The sequence below is a fragment of the Romboutsia sp. 1001285H_161024_C4 genome (genome assembly GCF_015550185.1).
GTDB classification, from domain to species: Bacteria; Bacillota; Clostridia; order Peptostreptococcales; family Peptostreptococcaceae; genus Romboutsia_C; species Romboutsia_C hominis.
In genome coordinates this window covers 37,073-59,250 of record NZ_JADNAJ010000009.1, presented here as the reverse complement: position 1 = coordinate 59,250, position 22,178 = coordinate 37,073, and the positions used below count along the sequence as shown (strand labels likewise).

The 22,178-nt window shown below is 29.6% G+C and carries 19 protein-coding genes; 18 read left to right on the top strand and 1 reads right to left on the bottom strand.

Translation table 11 applies throughout. The features are described 5' to 3' along the window. Positions 1 to 52 precede the first annotated feature (52 nt). The 3 genes from I1959_RS12905 to I1959_RS12895 all read left to right on the top strand — a co-directional run bounded on the left by I1959_RS12905 (position 53) and on the right by I1959_RS12895 (position 3,520). Positions 53 to 1,294, top strand: coding sequence for a hypothetical protein (locus tag I1959_RS12905; protein WP_166504662.1), 1,242 nt, complete (start codon positions 53 to 55; stop codon positions 1,292 to 1,294). A gap of 81 nt (positions 1,295 to 1,375) precedes the next feature. Next, positions 1,376 to 2,491, top strand: a complete 1,116-nt coding sequence (locus I1959_RS12900) for a M20/M25/M40 family metallo-hydrolase (RefSeq protein ID WP_166504663.1) — start codon at positions 1,376 to 1,378, stop codon at positions 2,489 to 2,491. Positions 2,492 to 2,719: 228 nt separating this feature from the next. Beyond that, entirely contained in the window at positions 2,720 to 3,520 is an 801-nt protein-coding gene (locus I1959_RS12895) for a hypothetical protein (RefSeq protein ID WP_092921471.1), read from the top strand. Positions 3,521 to 3,571: 51 nt separating this feature from the next. Here I1959_RS12895 and murC read toward each other — a convergent pair whose 3' ends face one another. Continuing rightward, complete coding sequence (gene murC, locus I1959_RS12890; RefSeq protein WP_092921469.1) at positions 3,572 to 4,924, bottom strand: UDP-N-acetylmuramate--L-alanine ligase; 1,353 nt, start codon at positions 4,922 to 4,924, stop codon at positions 3,572 to 3,574. A gap of 221 nt (positions 4,925 to 5,145) precedes the next feature. Here murC and purR point away from each other — a divergent pair, with 221 nt between their 5' ends. From purR to I1959_RS12815, 15 genes are all read left to right on the top strand, one after another. Then, positions 5,146 to 6,015 carry a pur operon repressor gene (purR, locus tag I1959_RS12885; RefSeq protein WP_166504664.1) on the top strand — a complete coding sequence of 290 codons (870 nt, stop codon included), beginning with the start codon at positions 5,146 to 5,148 and terminating at the stop codon, positions 6,013 to 6,015. Positions 6,016 to 6,163: 148 nt separating this feature from the next. Beyond that, positions 6,164 to 6,442 carry a septation regulator SpoVG gene (gene spoVG, locus I1959_RS12880; protein ID WP_092921465.1) on the top strand — a complete coding sequence of 93 codons (279 nt, stop codon included), beginning with the start codon at positions 6,164 to 6,166 and terminating at the stop codon, positions 6,440 to 6,442. A 201-nt stretch (positions 6,443 to 6,643) separates the two neighbouring features. Then, complete coding sequence (glmU, locus tag I1959_RS12875; protein ID WP_092921463.1) at positions 6,644 to 8,017, top strand: bifunctional UDP-N-acetylglucosamine diphosphorylase/glucosamine-1-phosphate N-acetyltransferase GlmU; 1,374 nt, start codon at positions 6,644 to 6,646, stop codon at positions 8,015 to 8,017. Between the two features lie 86 nt (positions 8,018 to 8,103). Further along, positions 8,104 to 9,054, top strand: a complete 951-nt coding sequence (locus I1959_RS12870; RefSeq protein WP_092921462.1) for a ribose-phosphate diphosphokinase — start codon at positions 8,104 to 8,106, stop codon at positions 9,052 to 9,054. Between the two features lie 541 nt (positions 9,055 to 9,595). Beyond that, the gene (locus I1959_RS12865; RefSeq protein WP_195238524.1) at positions 9,596 to 10,660 is read left to right on the top strand and encodes a type IV pilus twitching motility protein PilT; all 1,065 of its coding nucleotides are present in this window, start codon (positions 9,596 to 9,598) and stop codon (positions 10,658 to 10,660) included. A gap of 181 nt (positions 10,661 to 10,841) precedes the next feature. Further along, positions 10,842 to 11,618, top strand: a complete 777-nt coding sequence (locus I1959_RS12860) for a prepilin peptidase (protein ID WP_092921458.1) — start codon at positions 10,842 to 10,844, stop codon at positions 11,616 to 11,618. Between the two features lie 56 nt (positions 11,619 to 11,674). Beyond that, on the top strand, positions 11,675 to 12,304 hold the full coding sequence (locus tag I1959_RS12855; RefSeq protein WP_092921456.1) for a prepilin peptidase: 630 nt from the start codon (positions 11,675 to 11,677) through the stop codon (positions 12,302 to 12,304). A 13-nt stretch (positions 12,305 to 12,317) separates the two neighbouring features. Then, the gene (gene pth, locus I1959_RS12850) at positions 12,318 to 12,878 is read left to right on the top strand and encodes an aminoacyl-tRNA hydrolase (protein WP_092921454.1); all 561 of its coding nucleotides are present in this window, start codon (positions 12,318 to 12,320) and stop codon (positions 12,876 to 12,878) included. Between the two features lie 15 nt (positions 12,879 to 12,893). Continuing rightward, complete coding sequence (gene mfd / locus I1959_RS12845) at positions 12,894 to 16,280, top strand: transcription-repair coupling factor (protein WP_195238523.1); 3,387 nt, start codon at positions 12,894 to 12,896, stop codon at positions 16,278 to 16,280. A 19-nt stretch (positions 16,281 to 16,299) separates the two neighbouring features. After that, positions 16,300 to 17,304, top strand: a complete 1,005-nt coding sequence (locus I1959_RS12840) for a peptidylprolyl isomerase (protein WP_166504666.1) — start codon at positions 16,300 to 16,302, stop codon at positions 17,302 to 17,304. 99 nt (positions 17,305 to 17,403) lie between these two features. Beyond that, positions 17,404 to 17,943: a stage V sporulation T C-terminal domain-containing protein gene (locus I1959_RS12835; protein ID WP_092921448.1), complete on the top strand. Its 540-nt coding sequence runs from the start codon at positions 17,404 to 17,406 to the stop codon at positions 17,941 to 17,943. 260 nt (positions 17,944 to 18,203) lie between these two features. Then, on the top strand, positions 18,204 to 19,817 hold the full coding sequence (locus tag I1959_RS12830) for a putative polysaccharide biosynthesis protein (protein WP_166504667.1): 1,614 nt from the start codon (positions 18,204 to 18,206) through the stop codon (positions 19,815 to 19,817). A gap of 209 nt (positions 19,818 to 20,026) precedes the next feature. After that, positions 20,027 to 21,481, top strand: coding sequence for a nucleoside triphosphate pyrophosphohydrolase (mazG, locus tag I1959_RS12825; RefSeq protein WP_092921444.1), 1,455 nt, complete (start codon positions 20,027 to 20,029; stop codon positions 21,479 to 21,481). A gap of 71 nt (positions 21,482 to 21,552) precedes the next feature. Further along, a complete protein-coding gene (locus I1959_RS12820) occupies positions 21,553 to 21,831 on the top strand; it encodes an HU family DNA-binding protein (RefSeq protein WP_092921443.1) in 279 nt (92 codons plus the stop codon). Between the two features lie 88 nt (positions 21,832 to 21,919). Continuing rightward, positions 21,920 to 22,162, top strand: coding sequence for an RNA-binding S4 domain-containing protein (locus I1959_RS12815; protein ID WP_092921441.1), 243 nt, complete (start codon positions 21,920 to 21,922; stop codon positions 22,160 to 22,162). The last annotated feature ends 16 nt before the right edge of the window (positions 22,163 to 22,178 follow it).

Genomic DNA, 22,178 nt, shown 5'->3' with positions numbered 1-22,178 from the left:
GAATCATACTCATATACTATTAAGAGAAATTATGTTAAAAGGGGGATTAAAAGTGGCAGCTAAAAAAAAATTTAAGAGAGATTATATAATCCTTGAAGCTAAGGACACTAACTTTAGATACAAAGAACGTGTTTTACCAAAAGCATTTGCTAAAGTAGAGATAAATGATGAAAAATCAATAATTTCATTATATGTAGAAAATCTTAAATTTATGAAAGATGGATATAGGGTAGTTGCTATACAAAGCGATTATGATACCCTTGATTTAGGAAAGGTATTGCCAAGTGAGCAAGGAAAAGGTGAATTTACATTAAATTTAGACAGAGAAGATATAGATATAAAAGGTATAGCTCTTTTATATGAAAAAACTGTACCACTTATAGGATTTAAAGGTACTAAGATAGATAATTATGAGGAAATATTATTTGCAGGAGAAGAGTATGAAGATGACGAAAGATTTGAGGAATATGAAGAAATAGAGTATATAGAAGTAGATGATAATGACGAAGGGTTTGAGGAATATGAAGAAATAGGATATATAGATGTAGATAATATAGAAGAAGATGATAATGAAGAAGAGTATGAAGTGTATGAAGAAATAGAGTATATAGAAATAGATGATGATGAAGAAGAGTATGAAAGTGAAGAAGAAAGTGTATACAACTCAGATGATGGTTATTATGAAATTATAGAGGAGGATGTAAATCCTCAAACTAGAGAAAAATATGACGAATATGATAATATAGATAAAACTATAGAGAAAAATAGAAAAAGTAGTGAGCCTAAAGAAAAGAAGACATATCCTACTGTTTCACATCAACAAAAAACACGTCAAAAGTATGCAAAAACAAATTCTATAGATGAATACCAAAAAACGGCAGGAACACTTTTAATGCCAAGACAAATAAAAAAAGGGCTTAAACATTTTAAGGAAGTAAGACCATTTATCAAAGATGAAATAGACAATACTAGATGGTGGAAAATTGAAATAAGTCCTACAACTTTATGTGGATACACTATGCCTTACTTAGGATATGTTAATACTCTAAATTACACAATGTATAGTGATGCAGTAATGCAATCATATAAATATAGACATTACTTATTTGGTGTACAATATGATGAGTATAACAAGAGAAAGAATTATATATACGCAGTCCCAGGAAATAAAACAGAGCAACCAGATAAAGGTCATACAGGATTTAGAGAATACCAGCCTTGTGACACAAGAAATGATAGCTTAGGATACTGGTTATGTATGATAGATTCAAGAAGTAGAAAAATAATAAAATAGAATAAATTACCTCACATATTGATAATTTTTTGATAATGTTCTAAAATTATAGGTAGACCAAGTATAACTGGAGGAGAATATATGATAAATAATCAAAGACTAATCAATGAATTTTTAGAGCTAGTTCAAATCGACAGTCCATCTTCAAAAGAAGGCAAAATAGCTGAAGTTCTAGTCGAAAAACTAAAAGAAATAGGTTTAGAAGTTGTTATAGATGGTGCTGGTGTAAAAGCTGGTGGAGAAACAGGAAATGTAATTGCTACATTAAAAGGAAATAGAGAAGGTAAAACATTACTTTTCACTTCACATATGGATACAGTTAGTCCTGGTATAGGAGTAAAACCTATAATAGACGAAGCTAATGGCATAATAAAAAGTGATGGAACAACAGTACTAGGGTCTGATGATAAAGCTGGTATAGCTGCTATATTAGAGGCATTAAGAACAGTTAAGGAAAATGATATCCAACATGCAGATATACAAGTTGTATTCTCAATATGGGAAGAAGGCGGATTATATGGTGCTAAGTACTTAGATTATTCTAAAGTAAATGCAGACTATGCATTTGTTTTAGATAGTGGTGGAGCTCCAGGAGAAATAATAATTCAAGCGCCAGCACAAGATGCTATAAAGGTCAAAATAATAGGAAAACCAGCTCATGCAGGTCTTGAGCCAGAAAATGGAGTAAGTTCAGTAATGGTTGCTGCAAGAGCTATAGAAAATATGAATTTATTAAGAATAGATGAAGAAACTACTGCTAATATAGGTATAATAAATGGTGGAATAGCAACAAATATAGTTATGCCAGAATTAGAAATAGCAGCAGAAGCTAGAAGCTTAAGCGAAGAAAAATTAGATGCTCAAACAAACCATATGGTAGATGTATTCAAAAAAGCAGCTAAAGAATTTGGAGCTAAAATAGAAATAGAAACTACAAGAGCTTATGCACCATTTAATATATCTGAAGATGATGAAATAGTAGTGCTAGCTAAAAAAGCTTTTGCTAATATGAATATAGAAGGTCACACAACATCTACAGGTGGAGGTAGTGATACTAATATATTAAATAAAAATGGAATAAAAGCAGTTAACCTAGGTATAGGTATGAAGAATGCTCATACATTAGAAGAATATATAGCTATAAAGGATATAGAAAATTCTGCTAAAATGGTAACTGAGTTAATAAAAGAAGCATAAATTAAAAATTTAAAACTAATTAGAAATAGTATCTAAATTGCTTTTAGATACTATTTTTATGTTAAAAGATAAGAAAAAATGTATAAAAATTAAAAAATGTACAAGTATTTATGTAGAAGGGTGTAGTAATTTCCCTGGAAATAAGTATAATAAGTAATTATGTCTTACAAAAACTACATAAAAGTAATATAATTATCTTATGATTATATGGATAAAGGAGGCGTGAAGATGGCTAAGAAGAAAAAAATCAAAAAAAAGGTTTTAGTAGCTCTTACTGTAGTGTTATTCTTTGTATGCTATTTCTTAGGATTTACCTTGTTCAAAGATACAAAAGACAAAGAACCAGGACAACAAACGACAGAGGCATTAGAAGATGACACAAGATCATTAATAAAACAATTGAGCTCTAAAAGTAAAATATACTTATCAGATTCAAAAGTAGAAAGTGTTAGAATAGAAAAGGATTATTGGGATAATATAACTGTGTTATTTACAGAATTTACAAAAATAAGAAAGCCACAATCATACACTCCTATATACAATGGTAACTCAGATGATGGAATTAGATTTTCAACAGACTTGAATTACTTTAGGGTATACACTGTCAGCAAAGAAGAGTACTATAAAGTTCCGGTTGCTACAAAAAAAGAACTTAGTAAGCTTTTAAGTGAGAGTATATATTTGTCATTTGACTTTATAAAGCAGTATAAGAGTTGGGATACTGTAAAAATAACTTATAAAGATGAAACTAAGAAAATATTTGGCTGGAATTTTAAAGACCTAGCACTTAAAATGGTTCAAAAGAGAATGGTTGGCAAAGTTCAGCCAGAAAAGAGTAAAGAAAGAAGTAAGTACAACTTTACTATAAACATTCAAGGCGAGAACTATGATGCGAAAGTAGAAACAATGGGTAAAGATTATGTAAAAATAACACAGGGTGAAGGAAAGAATAAAATTCAAGCATATTATGAAGTCCACACTGGATTATATGATTATCTTGTAAAAGACATATTTAAATTAGAGGAATAAGTATTTTAATAAGCAAAAAGGATATACTAGTTAGTATATCCTTTTTGTTTATTAATTTTCAACTAATTCTTCAGCTACCTTGTATATAGGTCCTGCACCAGCAGTTATTACTAAATCATTAGAAGAGACATTATCACGAAGATAGTCAACTATATCTTCAAACTTACTTATATAAGCAACATCAACATGGTTTTGATATAACTTTTCAACTAAATCTTTAGAATGAATATCTCCTGGATCATTTTCTCTGGCAGCGTATATGTCAGTTATAATAACTTTATCAGCAGAATAAAATGCTTCAGCAAATTCATTTAAAAGAGACTTAGTTCTAGTGTAAGTATGAGGTTGGAATATACACCATAACTTAGACTTCTTCATCTTTTTAGCAGCAGATAAAGTAGCCTTTAATTCAGTAGGGTGATGAGCATAATCATCAATTATTAATGCATCATTATATTTACCCTTAACCTCAAATCTTCTTCCAACACCAGAATAAGATTTTATATTTTCTCTTATAAGCTCTAATTCTATATTAGAAACATAAGCAACTAATATAGCAGCAGTAGCGTTGTAGATGTTATGAAGTCCTGGAACAGAAAGTTCAAATACACCTAAATTTTTACCATTCAATTCTATCTCGAATATACCATGACCTTTTTCATTGAAGCTTATATTTTTAATTAAAGCATCATTATCTAAATTTGTACCGTATTTTATAACAGTAGCTTTTACGTCGTGTAATATATCATTTGTATTTTCGTCATCTCCATTTATTATGAAATAACCATCTTTAGGAAGTAATTTACCAAATTTATTAAAAGATGCTTTTATTTCATCTAAGCCTGAGAAGTAATCTAAATGGTCTTCCTCTATATTTAAAACTGTTGATATCTTAGGGTTAAAGTTTAGGAAACTATCAACATATTCACATGCCTCTGTTATGAAATGATCAGAGTTACCTATTTTAACATTACCACCTATACTACTTAAATTTCCACCAACTAATATAGTTGGATCTAAATCCGCATATTGGAATATAGTAGATAACATAGAAGTAGTTGAAGTTTTACCATGAGTACCAGAAATTGCTATAGAATTTTTGTACTCTCTCATTATTTGACCTAAGAAAGTAGCTCTGTTTACAACAAGTTTATTCTTTTCTCTAGCTGCAATAAGCTCAGCATTATCATCATGAACTGCCGCAGTGTAAACAACCATATCTACATCATCTGCCAAATGTTCTTTTTCATGTCCTATAAATATATTAGCGCCTTGAGATCTAAGTTTATCTAATAAGTAAGATTCGTTTGAATCTGAACCAGAAACTTTATATCCTTTATTAAGGCATATTTCAGCTAAAGCACTCATGCTTATGCCACCGATTCCAATGAAATGTATCTTCATAAGAAAACCACCTTTCTTTTAATTAAGCCCTACAATATGAACTATGTTTGTGGTATAATAGTATAATGTTCAATATTTAATGATTAATATACATATACTATATTACATATACAATATATTAAAAAATTGCTTAAAACATAACCATTATTATATCATAATAAACATGGTTATGCATTATTTAGTTTATATAGAAGAAGCTGCAATCGTAGGAGGTTAAATGCATGAAATTTAAAAGAACGGAAAGAATTGGTGCCATAGTAAAGATATTATCGGACAATCCAAATAAGATATTTACATTAGGCTATTTTACAAATAAATTTAATGCTGCTAAATCTACAATAAGTGAAGATTTAATAGTAGTAAAAAATGTCTTTGAAAAATTAGAACTAGGGAAAGTAATAACAATATCAGGAGCAGCTGGTGGAGTAAAATATATACCAAAGACATCAAAAGCAGAAAATGAAGAATTTTTAATGGAATTATGTCAAAAAATAAGTGACGAATCTAGAGTATTATCAGGAGGATTTTTATATTTAATAGACTTAATATATGATCCTACTATAGCATCAAAAATAGGTAAAATATTTGCATCAAATATAGATTATGCAGAAGCTGATTGCGTAGTGACAATGGAAACTAAAGGAATTCCAATGGCTCTTATGACAGCTAAAGCAATGAATTTACCACTTGTTATAATAAGAAAAGATATAAAAGTATCAGAAGGACCTACACTAAGTATGACTTATGTTAGTGGAAATACTTCTAAAGTGGAAAGTATGAGTTTACCAAGAAGAGCAGTTAAGCCGAATAGCAAAGTTATATTAATAGATGACTTCATGAGAGGTGGAGGTACAATCAAAGGTATGACAGATCTTATGAGTGAGTTTGGAGCGGAAGTTATAGGAACGGGAGTATTTATATCTACAATGAAGCCAGAAGACAAAATGGTAAAAGATTATATATCTTTAATTCAATTAGATGTAAATGGAGATAATATAATAGTAGAACCAAATTTAAAGACATTTAAAGATGAATATCAGAAAGAATTTGTCGAAGGGGATTGTGACATAGAAGAAATAATAGAAGATTAGGTAAAAAATAAATTTACAAAAACCATAAATTTTCAAAAAATAAAAAAGGATATTCAAATATTTAATAGAATACTAAACTATAAGTAAATATATATATAAAATTTATAAATACATTAATTTGTCAAATTCAAAAGGGGGATATAAAAGGATGAAGATAACTGACGTAAGAATAAGAAAAATAACTGACGAAGGAAAAATGAAGTGTATAGTGTCTATAACTTTTAACAACTTATTTGTTGTACATGATATAAAGGTTATAGAAGGACATAATGGTTTATTCATCGCTATGCCAAGTAGAAAAATAGGGGAAGGTAATTTTAGAGATATAGCTCATCCAATAAACGCAGAGATGAGACAAGTATTAGAAGATGCAGTACTAAATGCATATCATGAAGCAGTTGCTCAATTAGAAGTTGCAGCTGAATAATTAAATAGAATTTTTTTATTGTTTATTATAAAGAGTCGAACTATTCGACTCTTTTTTATATTTAAAATTTTTGTTTAAATGTATACTTTTTTGACAAAAGGTGTTATATTAATTAGTAGTAACAAAGTATTGTATACAAACTATATTATATACATAATATAATAACATAGATAAAATAGTTATAAAGAATGGAGTGGAGAAATGAACTTTAAATCTATAATCCTTGCAGCAGGAAAAGGAACGAGAATGAAGTCTAAATTCCCAAAAGTAATTCATAAAGTATGTGGAAAAGAAATGGTTAACCACGTAATAGATGTATGTAAAAATTCAGGGGTTAACGATATAGTAGCAATATTAGGCCACGAAAGTGAAGTAGTAAAATCAAAACTACCAGAACATACAATGATAGCAATGCAAACGGAGCAATTAGGTACTGGTCATGCTGTCATGATGGCTAAAGAATACATAAATGATGAAGATATAATCGTAGTATTATGCGGAGACACACCTTTAGTAAAAGAAGAAACACTTAAAAAACTATTCGATTATCACATAGAAAATGAGTATCACACAACAGTGCTTACAACAGTAGTAGACAATCCAACGGGGTATGGAAGAATAATCAGAGATGAAAATTCAGATTTACTAAAAATAGTAGAGCAAAAAGATGCTTCAGAAGAAGAAAAGTTAGCTAAAGAGATAAACTCAGGAATATACTGCTTCAATGGAAAGAGTTTAAGAGAATCTTTAGATTTATTAGATAACAACAATGCACAAGGAGAGTACTACCTAACAGATACTATACAAATAATGAGAAATAAGGGTCTTAAAGTAGGAGCTTTCAACGGTTCTACAATAGAAGAACTAATGGGTGTAAACTCAAGAGTAGAGTTATCTAGAGCAGAACAAATAATGAGACAAAGAATAAATGAATCTCACATGGTAAATGGAGTAACAATCATAGATACTAATTCAACATATATAGAAGCTGGAGTTGAAATAGGAAATGATACAGTAATATATCCAGGAACTATGTTAATGGGAAGTACAAAAATAGGTTCAAGTTGTATAATTGGAATGAATTGTAGTATAACAAATTCAGAAATTGGCGATTATACAGAGGTGAAAAATTCAACTATAGTTGATAGTGTAGTAGGAGAAAACACTACAGTAGGACCATATGCATATTTAAGACCTAAGAGTAACATAGGGAACAATGTAAAGATAGGAGACTTCGTAGAAGTTAAGAATGCTACAATAGAAGATAATTCTAAAGCATCTCACCTAGCATATATTGGAGACGCTTATGTTGGAAAAGGTGTAAACATAGGATGTGGAGTAGTATTTGTAAACTATGATGGTAAAAATAAAGCAAAATCTATAGTAAAAGATGGAGCATTCATAGGTTCTAACTCTAATCTAGTAGCACCAGTAACTGTAGAAGAAAAAGGGTATATAGCAACAGGTTCAACTATAACAGACAATGTTCCACAAGGGGCGCTTGCAGTAGCAAGACAAAGACAAGTGAACAAAGAAGGTTGGGTAGAGAAGAAAGATCAAAAGGATAAAAAATAGCAACTAAACAGCTTATTATTTTTTTAGGCAAAAGCCTAGATTTTAAATAAATTAAACAAAGTTTCAAAAATTTTGGGAGGATTTACATGAACACTAGCGGAAGCGAAATAAAAATAATAGCAGGAAATGCATCTAATGAATTAGCTAAGAAAATAGCAGATCATATAGGTGTAGAATTATGTGACTGCCAAGTAAGTACATTCAGTGATGGTGAAATAAGCGTAAACATAAATGAAACAGTAAGAGGTTGTGATGTTTTCGTAGTTCAATCAACTAATAGTCCAGTTAATGACAACTTAATGGAATTATTAATAATAATAGATGCATTAAGAAGAGCATCAGCAGGAAGAATAACTGCAGTTATACCTTACTATGGATATGCAAGACAAGACAGAAAAGCTAAGGCAAGAGATCCAATCACAGCTAAATTAGTTGCAAACTTAATAACAGCAGCAGGTGCAGACAGAGTATTAACTATGGACTTACATGCTGCACAAATACAAGGTTACTTCGATATACCACTAGATCATTTACAAGGAGGAAGCATATTAGCTGATTACTTCAACAAAAAGAATATAGAAGATTTAGTAGTAGTTTCACCTGATTTAGGAAGTGTAACAAGATCAAGAAACTTTGCTAACAATTTAAACGGAGATGTTCCAATAGCTATAATAGACAAGAGAAGACCTAAAGCTAACGTATGTGAAGTAATGAACATAATAGGTGATGTGCAAGGTAAGAATGTTATATTATTAGATGATATGATAGATACAGCGGGAACTATAACAAATGCAGCAAATGCTTTAAAAGAATTTGGTGTTAAAGATGTATATGCTTGCTGTACTCATGGAGTATTATCAGGACCAGCTATGGAAAGAATAGAAAACTCTGCAATAAAAGAATTAATAGTTTTAGATACTATACAACTTCCAGAAGAAAAGAAAATAGATAAAGTACAAATAGAAACAGTTGCTCCATTATTTGGAGATGCTATAAAGAAAATATTTGCTAACGAGTCAGTTAGTAAGTTATTCTAGTCAAATAGATAAAGGATACCTATATAGGTATCCTTTTATTTTATCGCAATTAAAATGGATAAAAGAATATTTGATAAAGTTTAATATGGAATTTAAGGTAAAATAAGTGATTCAGGTAAAATTAAGCTAAAAAAAGATTTAGGACATTGACTATATATATTAGCTTAAATAATTTCTGAAGTAATGAGAGAAGTTGAAGATCAAGGTCAGGAGTTACTAGACCTTGTATTAACAGATACAGAAATAACGAAGTTAAAGAAGCCTTAAAAGTTTTTGAAGAATTTAATCTAAAGCTAGAGGAGATATTTCAGCTAATATCCAATTTATAGTCTATAGATCAGAAAAAGATATCCTTAGGTTAGACACAGATAACCCTCAATACTAAAAAGCCAGAAAAGTATAATCTATTTCAAGATACACTAAAATTAAAAATTTAATATACAACATTCAAATTGCATCTTAAATTTTATAAGATGCAATTTAATTATATAAGTTTACTATAGCAGTATATTTAAAAACTATAATATATGAGGAGAAAATTATGAATATATTTAATTTATTAGAAATGGCAGTAGAGTTAGGAGCATCAGATGTACATATAACAGTAGATACTCCTCCGATAGCTAGGATAAAAGGAAGCTTCGTAAAGTTAAATGAAGAAAGTTTAACTGAAAAAGACACTGAAATTATGGCCAGGGAAATAGCAGGAAATAAAAAATTTAAAATTCTAGAAGAACACGGAGAAGTGGATCTATCCGTATCTTTTAAAAGTGGGGATAGATTTAGAATAAATGCATATAAGCAAAAAGGTAAATATGCAATAGCTGTAAGGACTATAACATCTAAAATACCGTCATTTAAAACCTTAGGATTACCTGATATTATAGCTAGTTTTACAGAAAAGAGTAAAGGGTTAGTACTCGTAACGGGACCAACAGGAAGCGGTAAAAGCACAACTTTAGCTAGTTTAATAGACACAATAAACTCAACTCAAGAGAGACATATAATAACGCTAGAAGATCCTATAGAATATGTTCATCATCATAAAAAAGGAATAGTAAATCAAAGAGAAATAGGTAGCGATACAGAAAACTTTAATTCAGCACTTAGATCAGCGCTTAGACAAGACCCAGATGTTATTTTAGTGGGAGAAATGAGAGATCCTGAAACTGTTTCAATAGCTTTAACTGCTGCAGAAACAGGACATCTAGTTTTCTCAACTTTACATACAGTAGGCTCGGCTAAGACAATAGATAGAATAGTTGATATGTTCCCACCGGAACAGCAACAGCAAATTAGAACTCAATTATCAACAGTATGTGAAGGGATTATATCACAGCAATTAATAAAAACTATAGATGGAACAAATAGAGTCGCAGCATTAGAAGTTATGGTAGCCACACCAGCAATAAGAAACTTAGTAAGAGAAAATAAAACATATCAAATACAAAATATTATACAAACAAGCTCTAAGTTAGGTATGCAATCTATGGATCAAGGGTTGGTAAATTTATACAGAGAAGGAAAAATATCAAGAGATAGTGTATTAAGTAAGTGCTCTGACTACAAATACACATCTAGATTAGTTGGAGGGATTAATTATTAATCAAGCAACTAAATATAAACAGTTTAATACAAAAATATATAGATAAAATTGGAAAATATAATGAGAAAAAGTAAAATTTTTTATAGATGATATAAACTTGATACTAAAATTTAAATGTGACTCAGGATATGTAAACTATTTATAATATGATAAAAAATTAAACAAGGAGATAAATTGACAGATGGGAATGTATTATATATATTTTTTTATATTTGGAATAATATTTGGCAGCTTCTTTAACGTATGTATATACAGAATACCAAATAAACAATCAATATCAAATCCCCCATCACATTGCTACAATTGCAAAACACGACTAAGGCCATTAGATTTAGTCCCTGTACTTAGCTGGACTTTTCTAGGAGGAAAATGCAGATACTGCAAACAAAAGATACCGCCAAGATATGCATTAGTAGAACTTCTAACAGGTATATTGTTTGTATTAGTATATAAAGTATACGGACTAAACACTATAACACTATACTACTTGTTATTAGTATCACTATTAGTAATAATAACCTTCATAGATATAGATCACTATATAATACCCGATGGATTAATAATTTTCGGTAGTATAGGAGCTCTAGCTTTTAATATCCTAGGACAAGGAATCGGGTTAAAAGAAAGTTTACTAGGAGGGCTAATCTGTGGAGGAGGTACACTAGTACTAATATATCTGATAGAGCTATTAGTAAAAAAAGAAGTAATGGGTGGGGGAGACATCAAACTTTTTGGTATGGTAGGACTATTTTTAGGAATGAAATATGGACTACTAACAGTATTATTAAGTGTATATGTAGGAGCAATTTACGGAGTTTGTACTATAATATATAGCAAGATAAAAAACAAAGAATATAATTCAATGATACCTTATGGACCATTTATATCCATAGGAACATTAATTAATGTTCTATGTGGAACATCTATAATAGATTGGTATATGAGTTTGTTTTTATGATTAGATAATATAAATAGGGTCAATAATTAAATTGACCCTATTACTATGTTTAGATTATGATATATATAGTATTAATTTCAATAATAACATCATATATATGCAATAAAAAAATATATAAAATATGTGATGAACTTAATCAAAATAAGCTAAATACAATAATAATTTACACATTAAATCTGTTATCAATGTCTTTAATCTACTACAAATATGGAGTAAACGCAGAGTCAATAAAGTACTTATCGCTAATACCATTTATAATAGTTATATCAATAATAGATTATCATACTACATATATATATGATATAACTGTACTTAGTGGTATAATAATTCAAGGTGGAATTTTTCTAATTACAATAAAGTATGATGTTAACACAATGAGCCATATCATTGCACTATTAATAGGACTTATTGTACCATATATATTAGCCACAACAACAAAATCATTAGGACAAGGAGACATAGGCGTATACTGCTTATGTTGTTTTGTATTAGGGCATAACTATTCAATGTATTTAATCGCCTTATCATTTATTTTAGCTTGTCCGTATTCGATATATATACTTTTGTATAAAAGTAATAAGGAGAGGAAAATACCATTTGCACCATTTATATCTTTAGCAACAATAACAATAATAATAACAAATTATGATATATTAAATTTATATTTTGGCATAATAAGTAAATAGAGGAGGACAAAATATGTACGTAGTAGTAGGGTTAGGTAATCCAGGCAAGAAATATGAAAAAACTAGACACAATGTTGGTTTTGATGTTATAGATATTCTTGCAAAGGAATATAACATATCAGTGACGAAAATAAAGCATAAGGCCTTAATAGGAGAAGGAAGAATAGGTTCTGAAAAAGTTCTATTAGTTAAGCCACAAACATACATGAATTTAAGTGGTGAAACTTTAATAGATATATATAAATACTATAAGGTAGATTTGAGCAATATAATAGTAATATATGATGATATTGACTTAGATGTGGGTAAACTAAGAATAAGGAAAAAAGGTAGTGGTGGAACTCATAATGGTATGAGATCTATCGTTAAGTGCTTAGGTTCAACAGAATTTCCAAGGGTTAGAGTTGGAGTATCTAAGCCTATGCCAGGCCAAGATTTAGCAGATTTCGTTCTTTCAAGATTTAGAAAAGAAGAAGTTGATGATTTAGAAAGAGGTCTTGAAAAAGCATATCATGCTGTTGAGACTATAATAAAGGAAGATATAGATTTATCTATGAACAAATATAATGGATAGTGAGGGGGAATTAATATGAATGATGTATTTGTATACCCTTTGCAAAATTCCAAAGAATATAAAGAAGTTATAAACTCTATACAGAAAAACAAAGGCTCATTACTTATTAATGGGCTTTTACCTGTACAAAAACCTCATATAGCATATTCACTATACAAGGACTTATCTAGACAAATGATAATTATAACAAGTAGTGATTTAGAGGCTAAAAAAGTATATGATGATTTAAACTTTTATATTAAGGATAAGGTGGAGTATTTAGGTTTTCAAGATATTTACTTCTACCATTTAGATGCAAAGGATAGAAATGAAGAAGCTAGAAAATTAAAGGTGTTGCTAAAATTGGCTAAAGGTGAGGAAATAATTTTGGTAACATCTATTGAAGCTGCTTTAAAAAAATATATACCTAAAGATGTTCTTTTAGAGAATATATCAACTCATAAGATAGGTGATACTCTAAATGTAGAATCACTAAGTGAGAGATTAGTTGAGTTAGGATATGAAAGAGTTTCTAAGATAGAAGGTTTTGGTCAGTTTAGTATAAGGGGAGGAATAATAGATATATTCTCCCTAGAATACACAAATCCAATTCGTATTGAGCTATTTGATGATGAAATAGAATCTATACGAACTTTTGATGTTTTTACGCAAAAATCTATTGAAAAGATACAAGAATTTTCTATAACTCCGTCTAGAGAGTTTATATACCCTAAAAATATAGATGAATCTGTGGCTAGAATGAAAAAAGATGTTAGTAAGCATACAGATGATGATGTTTTACAGAATATAGATAAGATATTCAATAAGACTTACTTTGAAGGAATAGAAAATTATATAGATTATATATATACAGATGAAAATAAGAGTATTTTTAATTATTTAAGTGAAGATGCAATAGTATTTATAAGTGATATAAGCAGACTTAAGGAAAGATGTGAAAATTATATACATACTTTCAAAGAAAATTATAAGGTAAATCTTGAAAGAGGATTGGCACTTAAAAATCAAGGGAAACTTTTATATCATTATTCAGATTTAGAATTTATTGCATCTAATAAAAAGTTTGTAATAAACACTTTACTACCAAAGCCTATAAATGATTTTAATATAAAATCAATTGTAAACTTTGAGGCTAGGGAAATACCAACTTTTAATGCTAAGGTAGATATATTAGTAGAGGAATTAAATAGATTAAAATATAATGGATATAAAATAATTTTAGCTACAAATACTCTTGATAGAGCTAAGAAATTAAATTCAGATTTATTGGATTTAGGGCTTGAATCAACTATCTCAGAAAGTAGGGATATAGAGATAAAATCGTCTCAAATAATAATAATACCAGCTCGTATAAGCAGTGGATTTGAGTATAAATCTATAAAGTATGCAGTTATAACTGATAATGAAATGATAGGTGTACATAAAAGAACATCGTCATCTAAGTCTAAAAAATCTAAAAAAGGTAAAAAAATAGAATCTTTCTTAGAGTTAAGTGTAGGAGATTATGTTGTACACGAGAATAATGGAGTTGGTAGATACACAGGAATAGAGCAAATAACTGTGAATGCCGTAAAAAAAGACTATATGAAGATAGTCTATCAAGGTGGAGACAATTTATATGTACCAATAGACCAAATGGACAAAGTCCAAAAGTATATTGGGGTAGAGGAAGAGAAGGTAAAGCTTAATAAATTAGGAACAAATGAGTGGACTAAGGCAAAAGCTAAGGTTAAAAAAGAAATAGAGGATATGACAAAAGACCTTATAGAGCTATATGCTAAACGTGAAAAAGTAAAAGGTTACAAATTCTCTGAAGACACTCCTTGGCAGCTAGAGTTTGAATCATTATTCCCACATCAAGAAACAGATGACCAACTAAAAGCCATAGAAGATACTAAAAAAGATATGGAATCAGATAAAGTTATGGATAGACTTGTTTGTGGAGACGTTGGGTATGGTAAAACTGAGGTAGCTATAAGAGCTATTTTTAAAGCTTGTATGGAGCAAAAGCAGGTTGCAGTATTAGTTCCAACGACAATACTAGCTCAACAGCATTATAATACTTTTAGGGAGCGTTTTGATAATTACCCAATAAGAGTAGAAGTATTAAGTAGATTTAAAACTCCTAAGCAACAAAAACAAATAATTGAAGATGCTAAAAAAGGTTTGGTGGATGTACTTATAGGTACTCATAGAATAGTTTCTAAGGACATAAACTTACCTAACTTAGGATTAGTTGTTATAGATGAAGAGCAGAGATTTGGAGTAAGACATAAAGAGGCTCTTAAAAAGATAAAATCAACAGTGGATGTATTAACTTTATCAGCAACACCTATACCTAGAACACTACACATGTCGCTAAGTGGAATAAGAGATATGAGTGTTATAGAAGAGCCTCCTCAAGAAAGACATCCTGTAATAACTTATGTTACAGAAGCAAAAGAAAGTGTTATACAAGATGAAATAGAGAGAGAACTAGCAAGAGGAGGTCAAGTATTCTTTGTATATAATAGAGTAGAAAGAATTGAAGAAATGGCTAGTATGATACAACGTTTAGTACCAGATGCTCAAGTAGCCGTAGCTCATGGTAGAATGACTTCTAAAGCTTTAGAAGATATAATATTAGGTTTCTTAAATAAAGATTATAATGTATTGGTTTGTACAACTATAATAGAAACTGGTATGGACATATCTAATGCTAACACTATGATAGTATATGATGCAGATAAGATGGGCCTTGCACAACTTTATCAGTTAAGAGGTAGGGTAGGAAGAAGTTCAAGACAAGGCTATGCTTATCTAATGTATGAAAAGGATAAAGTATTAAGTGAAGTAGCAGAGAAAAGACTTAAAGCTATAAGGGAGTTTACAGAATTTGGTTCTGGGTTTAAAATAGCTATGAGGGACCTTGAAATAAGAGGTGCAGGAAATATACTTGGATCTCAGCAACATGGGCATATGGCTGTAATAGGATATGATTTATACGTCAAGATGTTAAATGAAGCCATTAAAAAGGTTAAAGGTGAGGCTATTATCGAAGAAATAGATGTAGAAATAGATTTAAGTGTAAATGCTTATATACCAGATAGTTATATAAGTGATGAGTTAATGAAAATAGAAATGTATAAAAAAATTGCATCTATAGAAGATAAAGAAGATATGAAGGAAGTAGAAGAGGAATTAGAGGATCGATTCTCTGATATACCTAAATCTGTTAAATGTTTATTAAGAATAGCATATATAAAAACATTGTGTAAAAAGCTAAAGATAGAAAAAGTTAGACAGTTAAAAGATGAAATAATACTTGCTCCAATAACAAGATACAAAACAAGTGAAAAAATAGGGTATAATATAGTGATTGAGTTGGAAGAACTATTAGAAAAGATGTGTAGTATAAAATAAAATTAAATGAGGTGTTCAAATGAAAAAACTAATGTCAGTTGCAGTAGCTATGATGGTAGGGTTATCTGTCACAGCTTGCTCAAACTCGCCTAAAGGTGATGGTACGGTAGCTACAGTTAATGGTCAAAAGATAACTGTTAGTGAATACGAAACAACTCTAGCGTTATACAAGCAATCAGTAGAGGCTATGTATGGAAAAAATGTATGGGACACAGAAGTTGAAAAAGGCGTTAAATATAGAGATAAGTTTAAAGAAAATATCTTAGACCAAATGATAAATGTAGAAGTAGTATATGAACAAGCAAAAAAAGATAATTTACTACCTACTAAAGAAGAAGTAGACAAAAAATATAATGAATTAAAGAAAAATATAGATTCAGATAAAGAGTACAAGAAAGATATGGAAAAAATAGGAGCTAATGATGAGTTCCTAAGAACTCAACAAGAACAAGATTTAGCTGTTCAAAATTATAAAGAACATTTTGATAAGACTATTAAAATATCTGATGAAGAAATGAAAAAGTATTATGAAGACCATAAAAAAGACTACTACAAAGATGAAGTTAAAGCATCACATATATTAGTTTCAACACAAGATAAAAATGGAAAGCCACTTTCTGATGAAAAGAAAAAAGAAGCTAAGAAAAAAGCAGAAGATCTACTTAAGAGAGCTAAATCAGGAGAAGAGTTCTCAGAACTTGCAAAAGAAAATTCTGACGATCCAGGTTCAGCAGCACAAGGTGGAGATTTAGGGTACTTTAGCAAAGGAATGATGGTTCCTGAATTTGAAAAAGCAGCATTTAATCTTAAGCCAGGTGAAATATCAGACATAGTAGAAAGTAGCTTTGGGTACCATATAATAAAAGTTACAGATAAAGTAAATGAACAAACTCCATATAATGATGTAAAAGATTCAATAAAAACTATATTACTTAATGAAAAATTCACTGAACAAGTAACTAAACTTACAAAAGAAGCTAAAATAGAGAAAAATAAAGATGTATTAGACAAAATAAAAATATAAATATAAAGGCTATGCAAATTATGCATAGTCTTTTTTGTATATTTTTCTTATCATTGGTAAAAATAAGCTTAAAGTAATTTATGGAGGGATAAACTAAACATGAGAGCGACAGGAATTGTTAGAAGAATAGATGATTTAGGAAGGGTTGTTATTCCTAAAGAAATAAGAAAAACTTTAAGAATAAGAGAAGGAGATCCTCTAGAAATATTCACAGCTAAAGATGGAGAAGTAATCCTAAAAAAATACTCACCAATTGGAGAGTTAAATGAATTTTCTCAAGAATACACAGAAACTTTAGGAGAAACACTTGGTTTAGGTGTTGTTGTTACAGACTTAGATTCTATAATAGCTGTTTCTAAATTACCTAAAAAAGAATATAAAGAAAAAAGTATAAGTGATGAATTAGAACAATTAATAGAAAATAGAGAAACAAAAACTAGTAAGGATACTAAGCTGATACCTTTACATAAAGATGACAGCATGGATTATAAAAAACAAATTATAATACCTATAATAAGCTCATCAGGTGACTGTATAGGATCAATAGCACTAGTAGCAAAAGAATCAGATGATATGTCAGAAGCTGAAGAAAAAATATTAAAAATAGCAGCAAACTTCTTAGGAAAGCAAGTACAGTAAAAGATATAAAGTCAAAGACCCAAATAAATTTGGGTCTTTTTTATAGGGAATATTAAATTAAATTTTTAAAATGTTGAAAAACTGTAAGTATAAGTAATATCAATTGATTTACATATATATAAAAGTAATTTAGATTAAGATACAAAGTCGTTTGGTTCATCAATAAAGCTAATTATTTAAAGTTATAGTAATATATTGAACATACTATTGAATATATGATATATTAAAGTTTGTTATACAAAAAATATGGAGGTCGTGTTATGAGTAATAACAAGAACAAAGACTCGTTCTTAAAAGGTGCCCTTATACTTGGATTAGCAGGTATAATTGTAAAGATAATGGGGGCATTCTTCAGAATACCTCTTGGAAACCTAATTGGGGCAGAGGGGATGGGATATTATCAAGCTGCATATCCTGTTTACACTTTATTTTTAACACTAGCAACAGCAGGATTTCCAACTGCACTTGCAAAGTTAGTATCAGAAAAGAACGCAATTGGAGACCATAAGGGTGCTCATAAAATATTTAAAGTGTCATATACAGTTTTATTTATAACTGGTTTAGTGGCATTCTGTATATTCTTCTTTGGAGCAGATTACATAGTAAATGACATAATGGAAAATCCAGGTGCATACTACGCTATGATGGCTATATCACCAGCGCTTTTATTCGTACCAATGATGTCATCTTATAGAGGATATTTCCAAGGTAAAAGAGAAATGACAAAGATAGCTATATCTCAAATCCTTGAGCAGTTCTTCAGAGTTATATTAGGGTTAGGATTAGCTTACTATCTAATGAATAATTATGGTCCAAAACTAGGAGCTGCAGGGGCTATAATGGGGGCTACAATAGGTGCAGTAGCATCTATAGGTTATTTAATACTAGTTTATTTAGGACAAAGAAAACAACGTAAATATGAGAATGAAGCTAGTGCTCATTTCAAAGACGAATCAGTGTCTAGGATAATGAAAAATCTTCTAGTAGTAGCTATACCTATAACAATAGGTGCATCTGTTATGCCTTTAGTAAATATGATAGATAATGTAATAGTTATTAGAAGACTTACAGAAGCAGGATATACTCCTGGTCAAGCATTAGCGTTATTTGGGCAATTAACAGGATTAGCTATGTCTATAATCAACTTACCATCAGTTGTTACAATATCTATGAGTATGAGTTTAGTTCCATCTATATCAGAATCATATGCTGTTAACAACAAAATTAAGGCAAGAAAAGATACAAAGACAGCTATAAAAGTAACTTTACTAATAGTTTTACCAGCAGCATTTGGTATTGCATCATTAGCAGGTCCAATAATGCATTTATTATATCCTAAAGAGCCAGCATACGTAGGAACTATATTATTAGTACTTACACCATGTATAATATTCTTAGGATTAATACAAACAATGAATGGTATACTTCAAGGTATGGGTAAACCAATGGTACCTGTAATAGCTTTATTAATAGGTATGCTATTTAAGGTAGTAATAAGTTATACATTAACAGGTATATATGAAATAAATGTATTAGGTTCAGCTCTAGGTACAGTTACTGCATATCTAGTAGCAGCGCTAATCGAAATCATTTACATAAGAAAAGTGATGAAAGTAAAATTCTCACCAAGTGAATTTATTATAAAACCACTAATAACAGTTATAAGTATGTTTATAGTTGTTAAGTTAAGTTATGGATTCTTATTTGGAATATTAGGTAATACATTATCTACTGTAATCTCAATATGTATAGGTGCTGTCATCTATGGATTAGTACTTATATTTATAGGTGGAATTAAGAAAGAAGAATTATTAACTATTCCAAAAGGTGATAAACTTTATAGAATACTTAAAAAATTTAATCTTATGAAATAGAAAAACACTACTATAGAACATCATATGTTAAAATAATTATAGTTGTTGTTAAATATAGTCAAAAAATTATGCCTAATACTAATAAGAATTAGGCATAATTTCCTTAAAATTAAATAAAAAGGCAGATTCATGAACATAATATTTATGAATTAGATAGTACATATTTATAAGATAACTAACAATTGAAATAAATTAAGAGGAGTGGTATTATGGGTAAGATAAGTATTGTAGGACTTGGCCCTGGAGATTATTCTTTAATTAGTCAGGGAGCATTAGAAGCCTTACAGTCAGCTCAAAAGATATTCTTACGAACAGAGAAACATCCAACAGTGGACAAGCTAAAAGAATCTATAAAATATACTTCTCTAGATTATTTTTATGAAAAAGAAGAAAACTTTGAAGACGTATATACAAAGATTTCAGAATTTATAATAGAAACATCTAAAGAAGGGGACTTAGTATATGCTGTCCCAGGGCATCCAAGAGTTGCAGAAAAGTCTGTAGGTATAATAGAATCTATGGCAAGAGAAAAGGGCATAGAAGTAGAAACAATTGCATCTATGAGTTTTGTAGACGCTATGTTTAACTACTTAGCAGTTGACCCTGCAGATGGATTTAAGTTGATAGATGCATTTGAGATACAAAATTCCTATATAGATACAAATACTGCAATGATAATAACTCAAATATATGATAGCTTTATAGCTTCAAATATTAAGTTACAATTAATGGAGTATTATGATTATGATCAAGAAGTATGTATAGTAAGTGGTGCAGGTGTCAAAAATCTAGAAAGTAAGAAATATGTACCTTTATTCGAGCTAGATAGAATGGAAAATAAATTCGATTATTTAACGAGTTTATATATACCAAAAAGCTCTAAAAAAGTGTATAATACAGTAAATGACTTATATCAAATAATGGAAACTTTAAGAGGTCCAGGTGGTTGTGACTGGGATAAAAAGCAGACTCATGAATCATTAAAAAAATATGTCATAGAAGAAGCGTACGAGCTTTGTCAAGCTATAGATAACGATGATATAGATGAAATGATAGAAGAACTAGGAGATATCCTTTTACAAGTTATATTCCACTGTCAAATAGGACAAGAAGAAGGATTATTTGATTTAAAAGAAGTTGTAGCTGGTATATGCGAAAAACTTATACATAGACATCCTCATGTTTTCAAAAATGAAGATATTGATATGAATACATTTGATAAAACATGGGAAGAGTTAAAAAAAGAAGAAAAAGGTGAAGACACCGTAACAGAAGGATTAAAAAGAATACCTAAATATTTACCTGCTCTTACAAAGGCTGAAAAAATACAATATAAAGCAGCTTTAGTAGGATTCGACTGGGATAATATTGATGATGTATTAAAAAAAGTTGAGGAAGAATATAAAGAATTACTTGACGAACACAAACAAGGAAATATAAAATACATAAAGGAAGAACTAGGAGATTTATTATTCTCAATAGTAAATTTATCCAGATTTTTAGGTATAAATCCAGAAGAAGCATTAAACCTTACAAGTCAAAAATTTATAAATAGATTTGAATTTGTTGAGGAAGGCTCAAGAAAATTAAACAAAAAATTAGAAGATATGAGCCTTGAAGAAATGGACAATCTTTGGAATGAAGCAAAAGCTAATAAGTTATAATTTTTAGCTAAAAACTAGAATTTAAAAATAAGAATTCTATTATTATATAAATTTTTTAGGAGGTAAGTATCGTGAATAAAGCTGAATTAGTTGCAAAAATGGCAGAAAAGAGTGAATTAACTAAGAAGGAAGCAGAAGCAGCATTAAACGCTTTTATGAAATCAGTAGAAGAAGCATTAGTAGGTGGAGAAAAAGTTCAATTAGTAGGATTTGGAACATTCGAAACTAGAGAGAGAGCTGCTAGACAAGGAAGAAACCCAAGAAACCCAGAAGAAGTTATAGAAATACCAGCTTCTAAAGCTCCAGTATTCAAGGCTGGAAAAGGTCTTAAAGATATAATAAATGGATAATTATTAAATTAAAAAGTGTGGAATTTTATACCACACTTTTTCTATATACTAATATAAATATAATTTTTTAAGGAAGTGAACTTAGATAATGAGATTAGATAAATTTTTAAAAGTGTCTAGAATAATAAAGAGAAGAACAGTAGCTAAAGAGGCTTGTGATAAGGGGATAGTTACTATAAATGGGAAAGTTGCAAAATCTTCATCAGAAGTAAATGTAGGGGATTTATTAGAAATAACTTTTGGAGAAAAAGTTATGAAGGTAAAGATAAATGAAATAAGAGAGCATGTATTAAAAAATGATGCAAAAGAAATGTATGAAATAGTAGAATAAAAATAGGATATCCTCA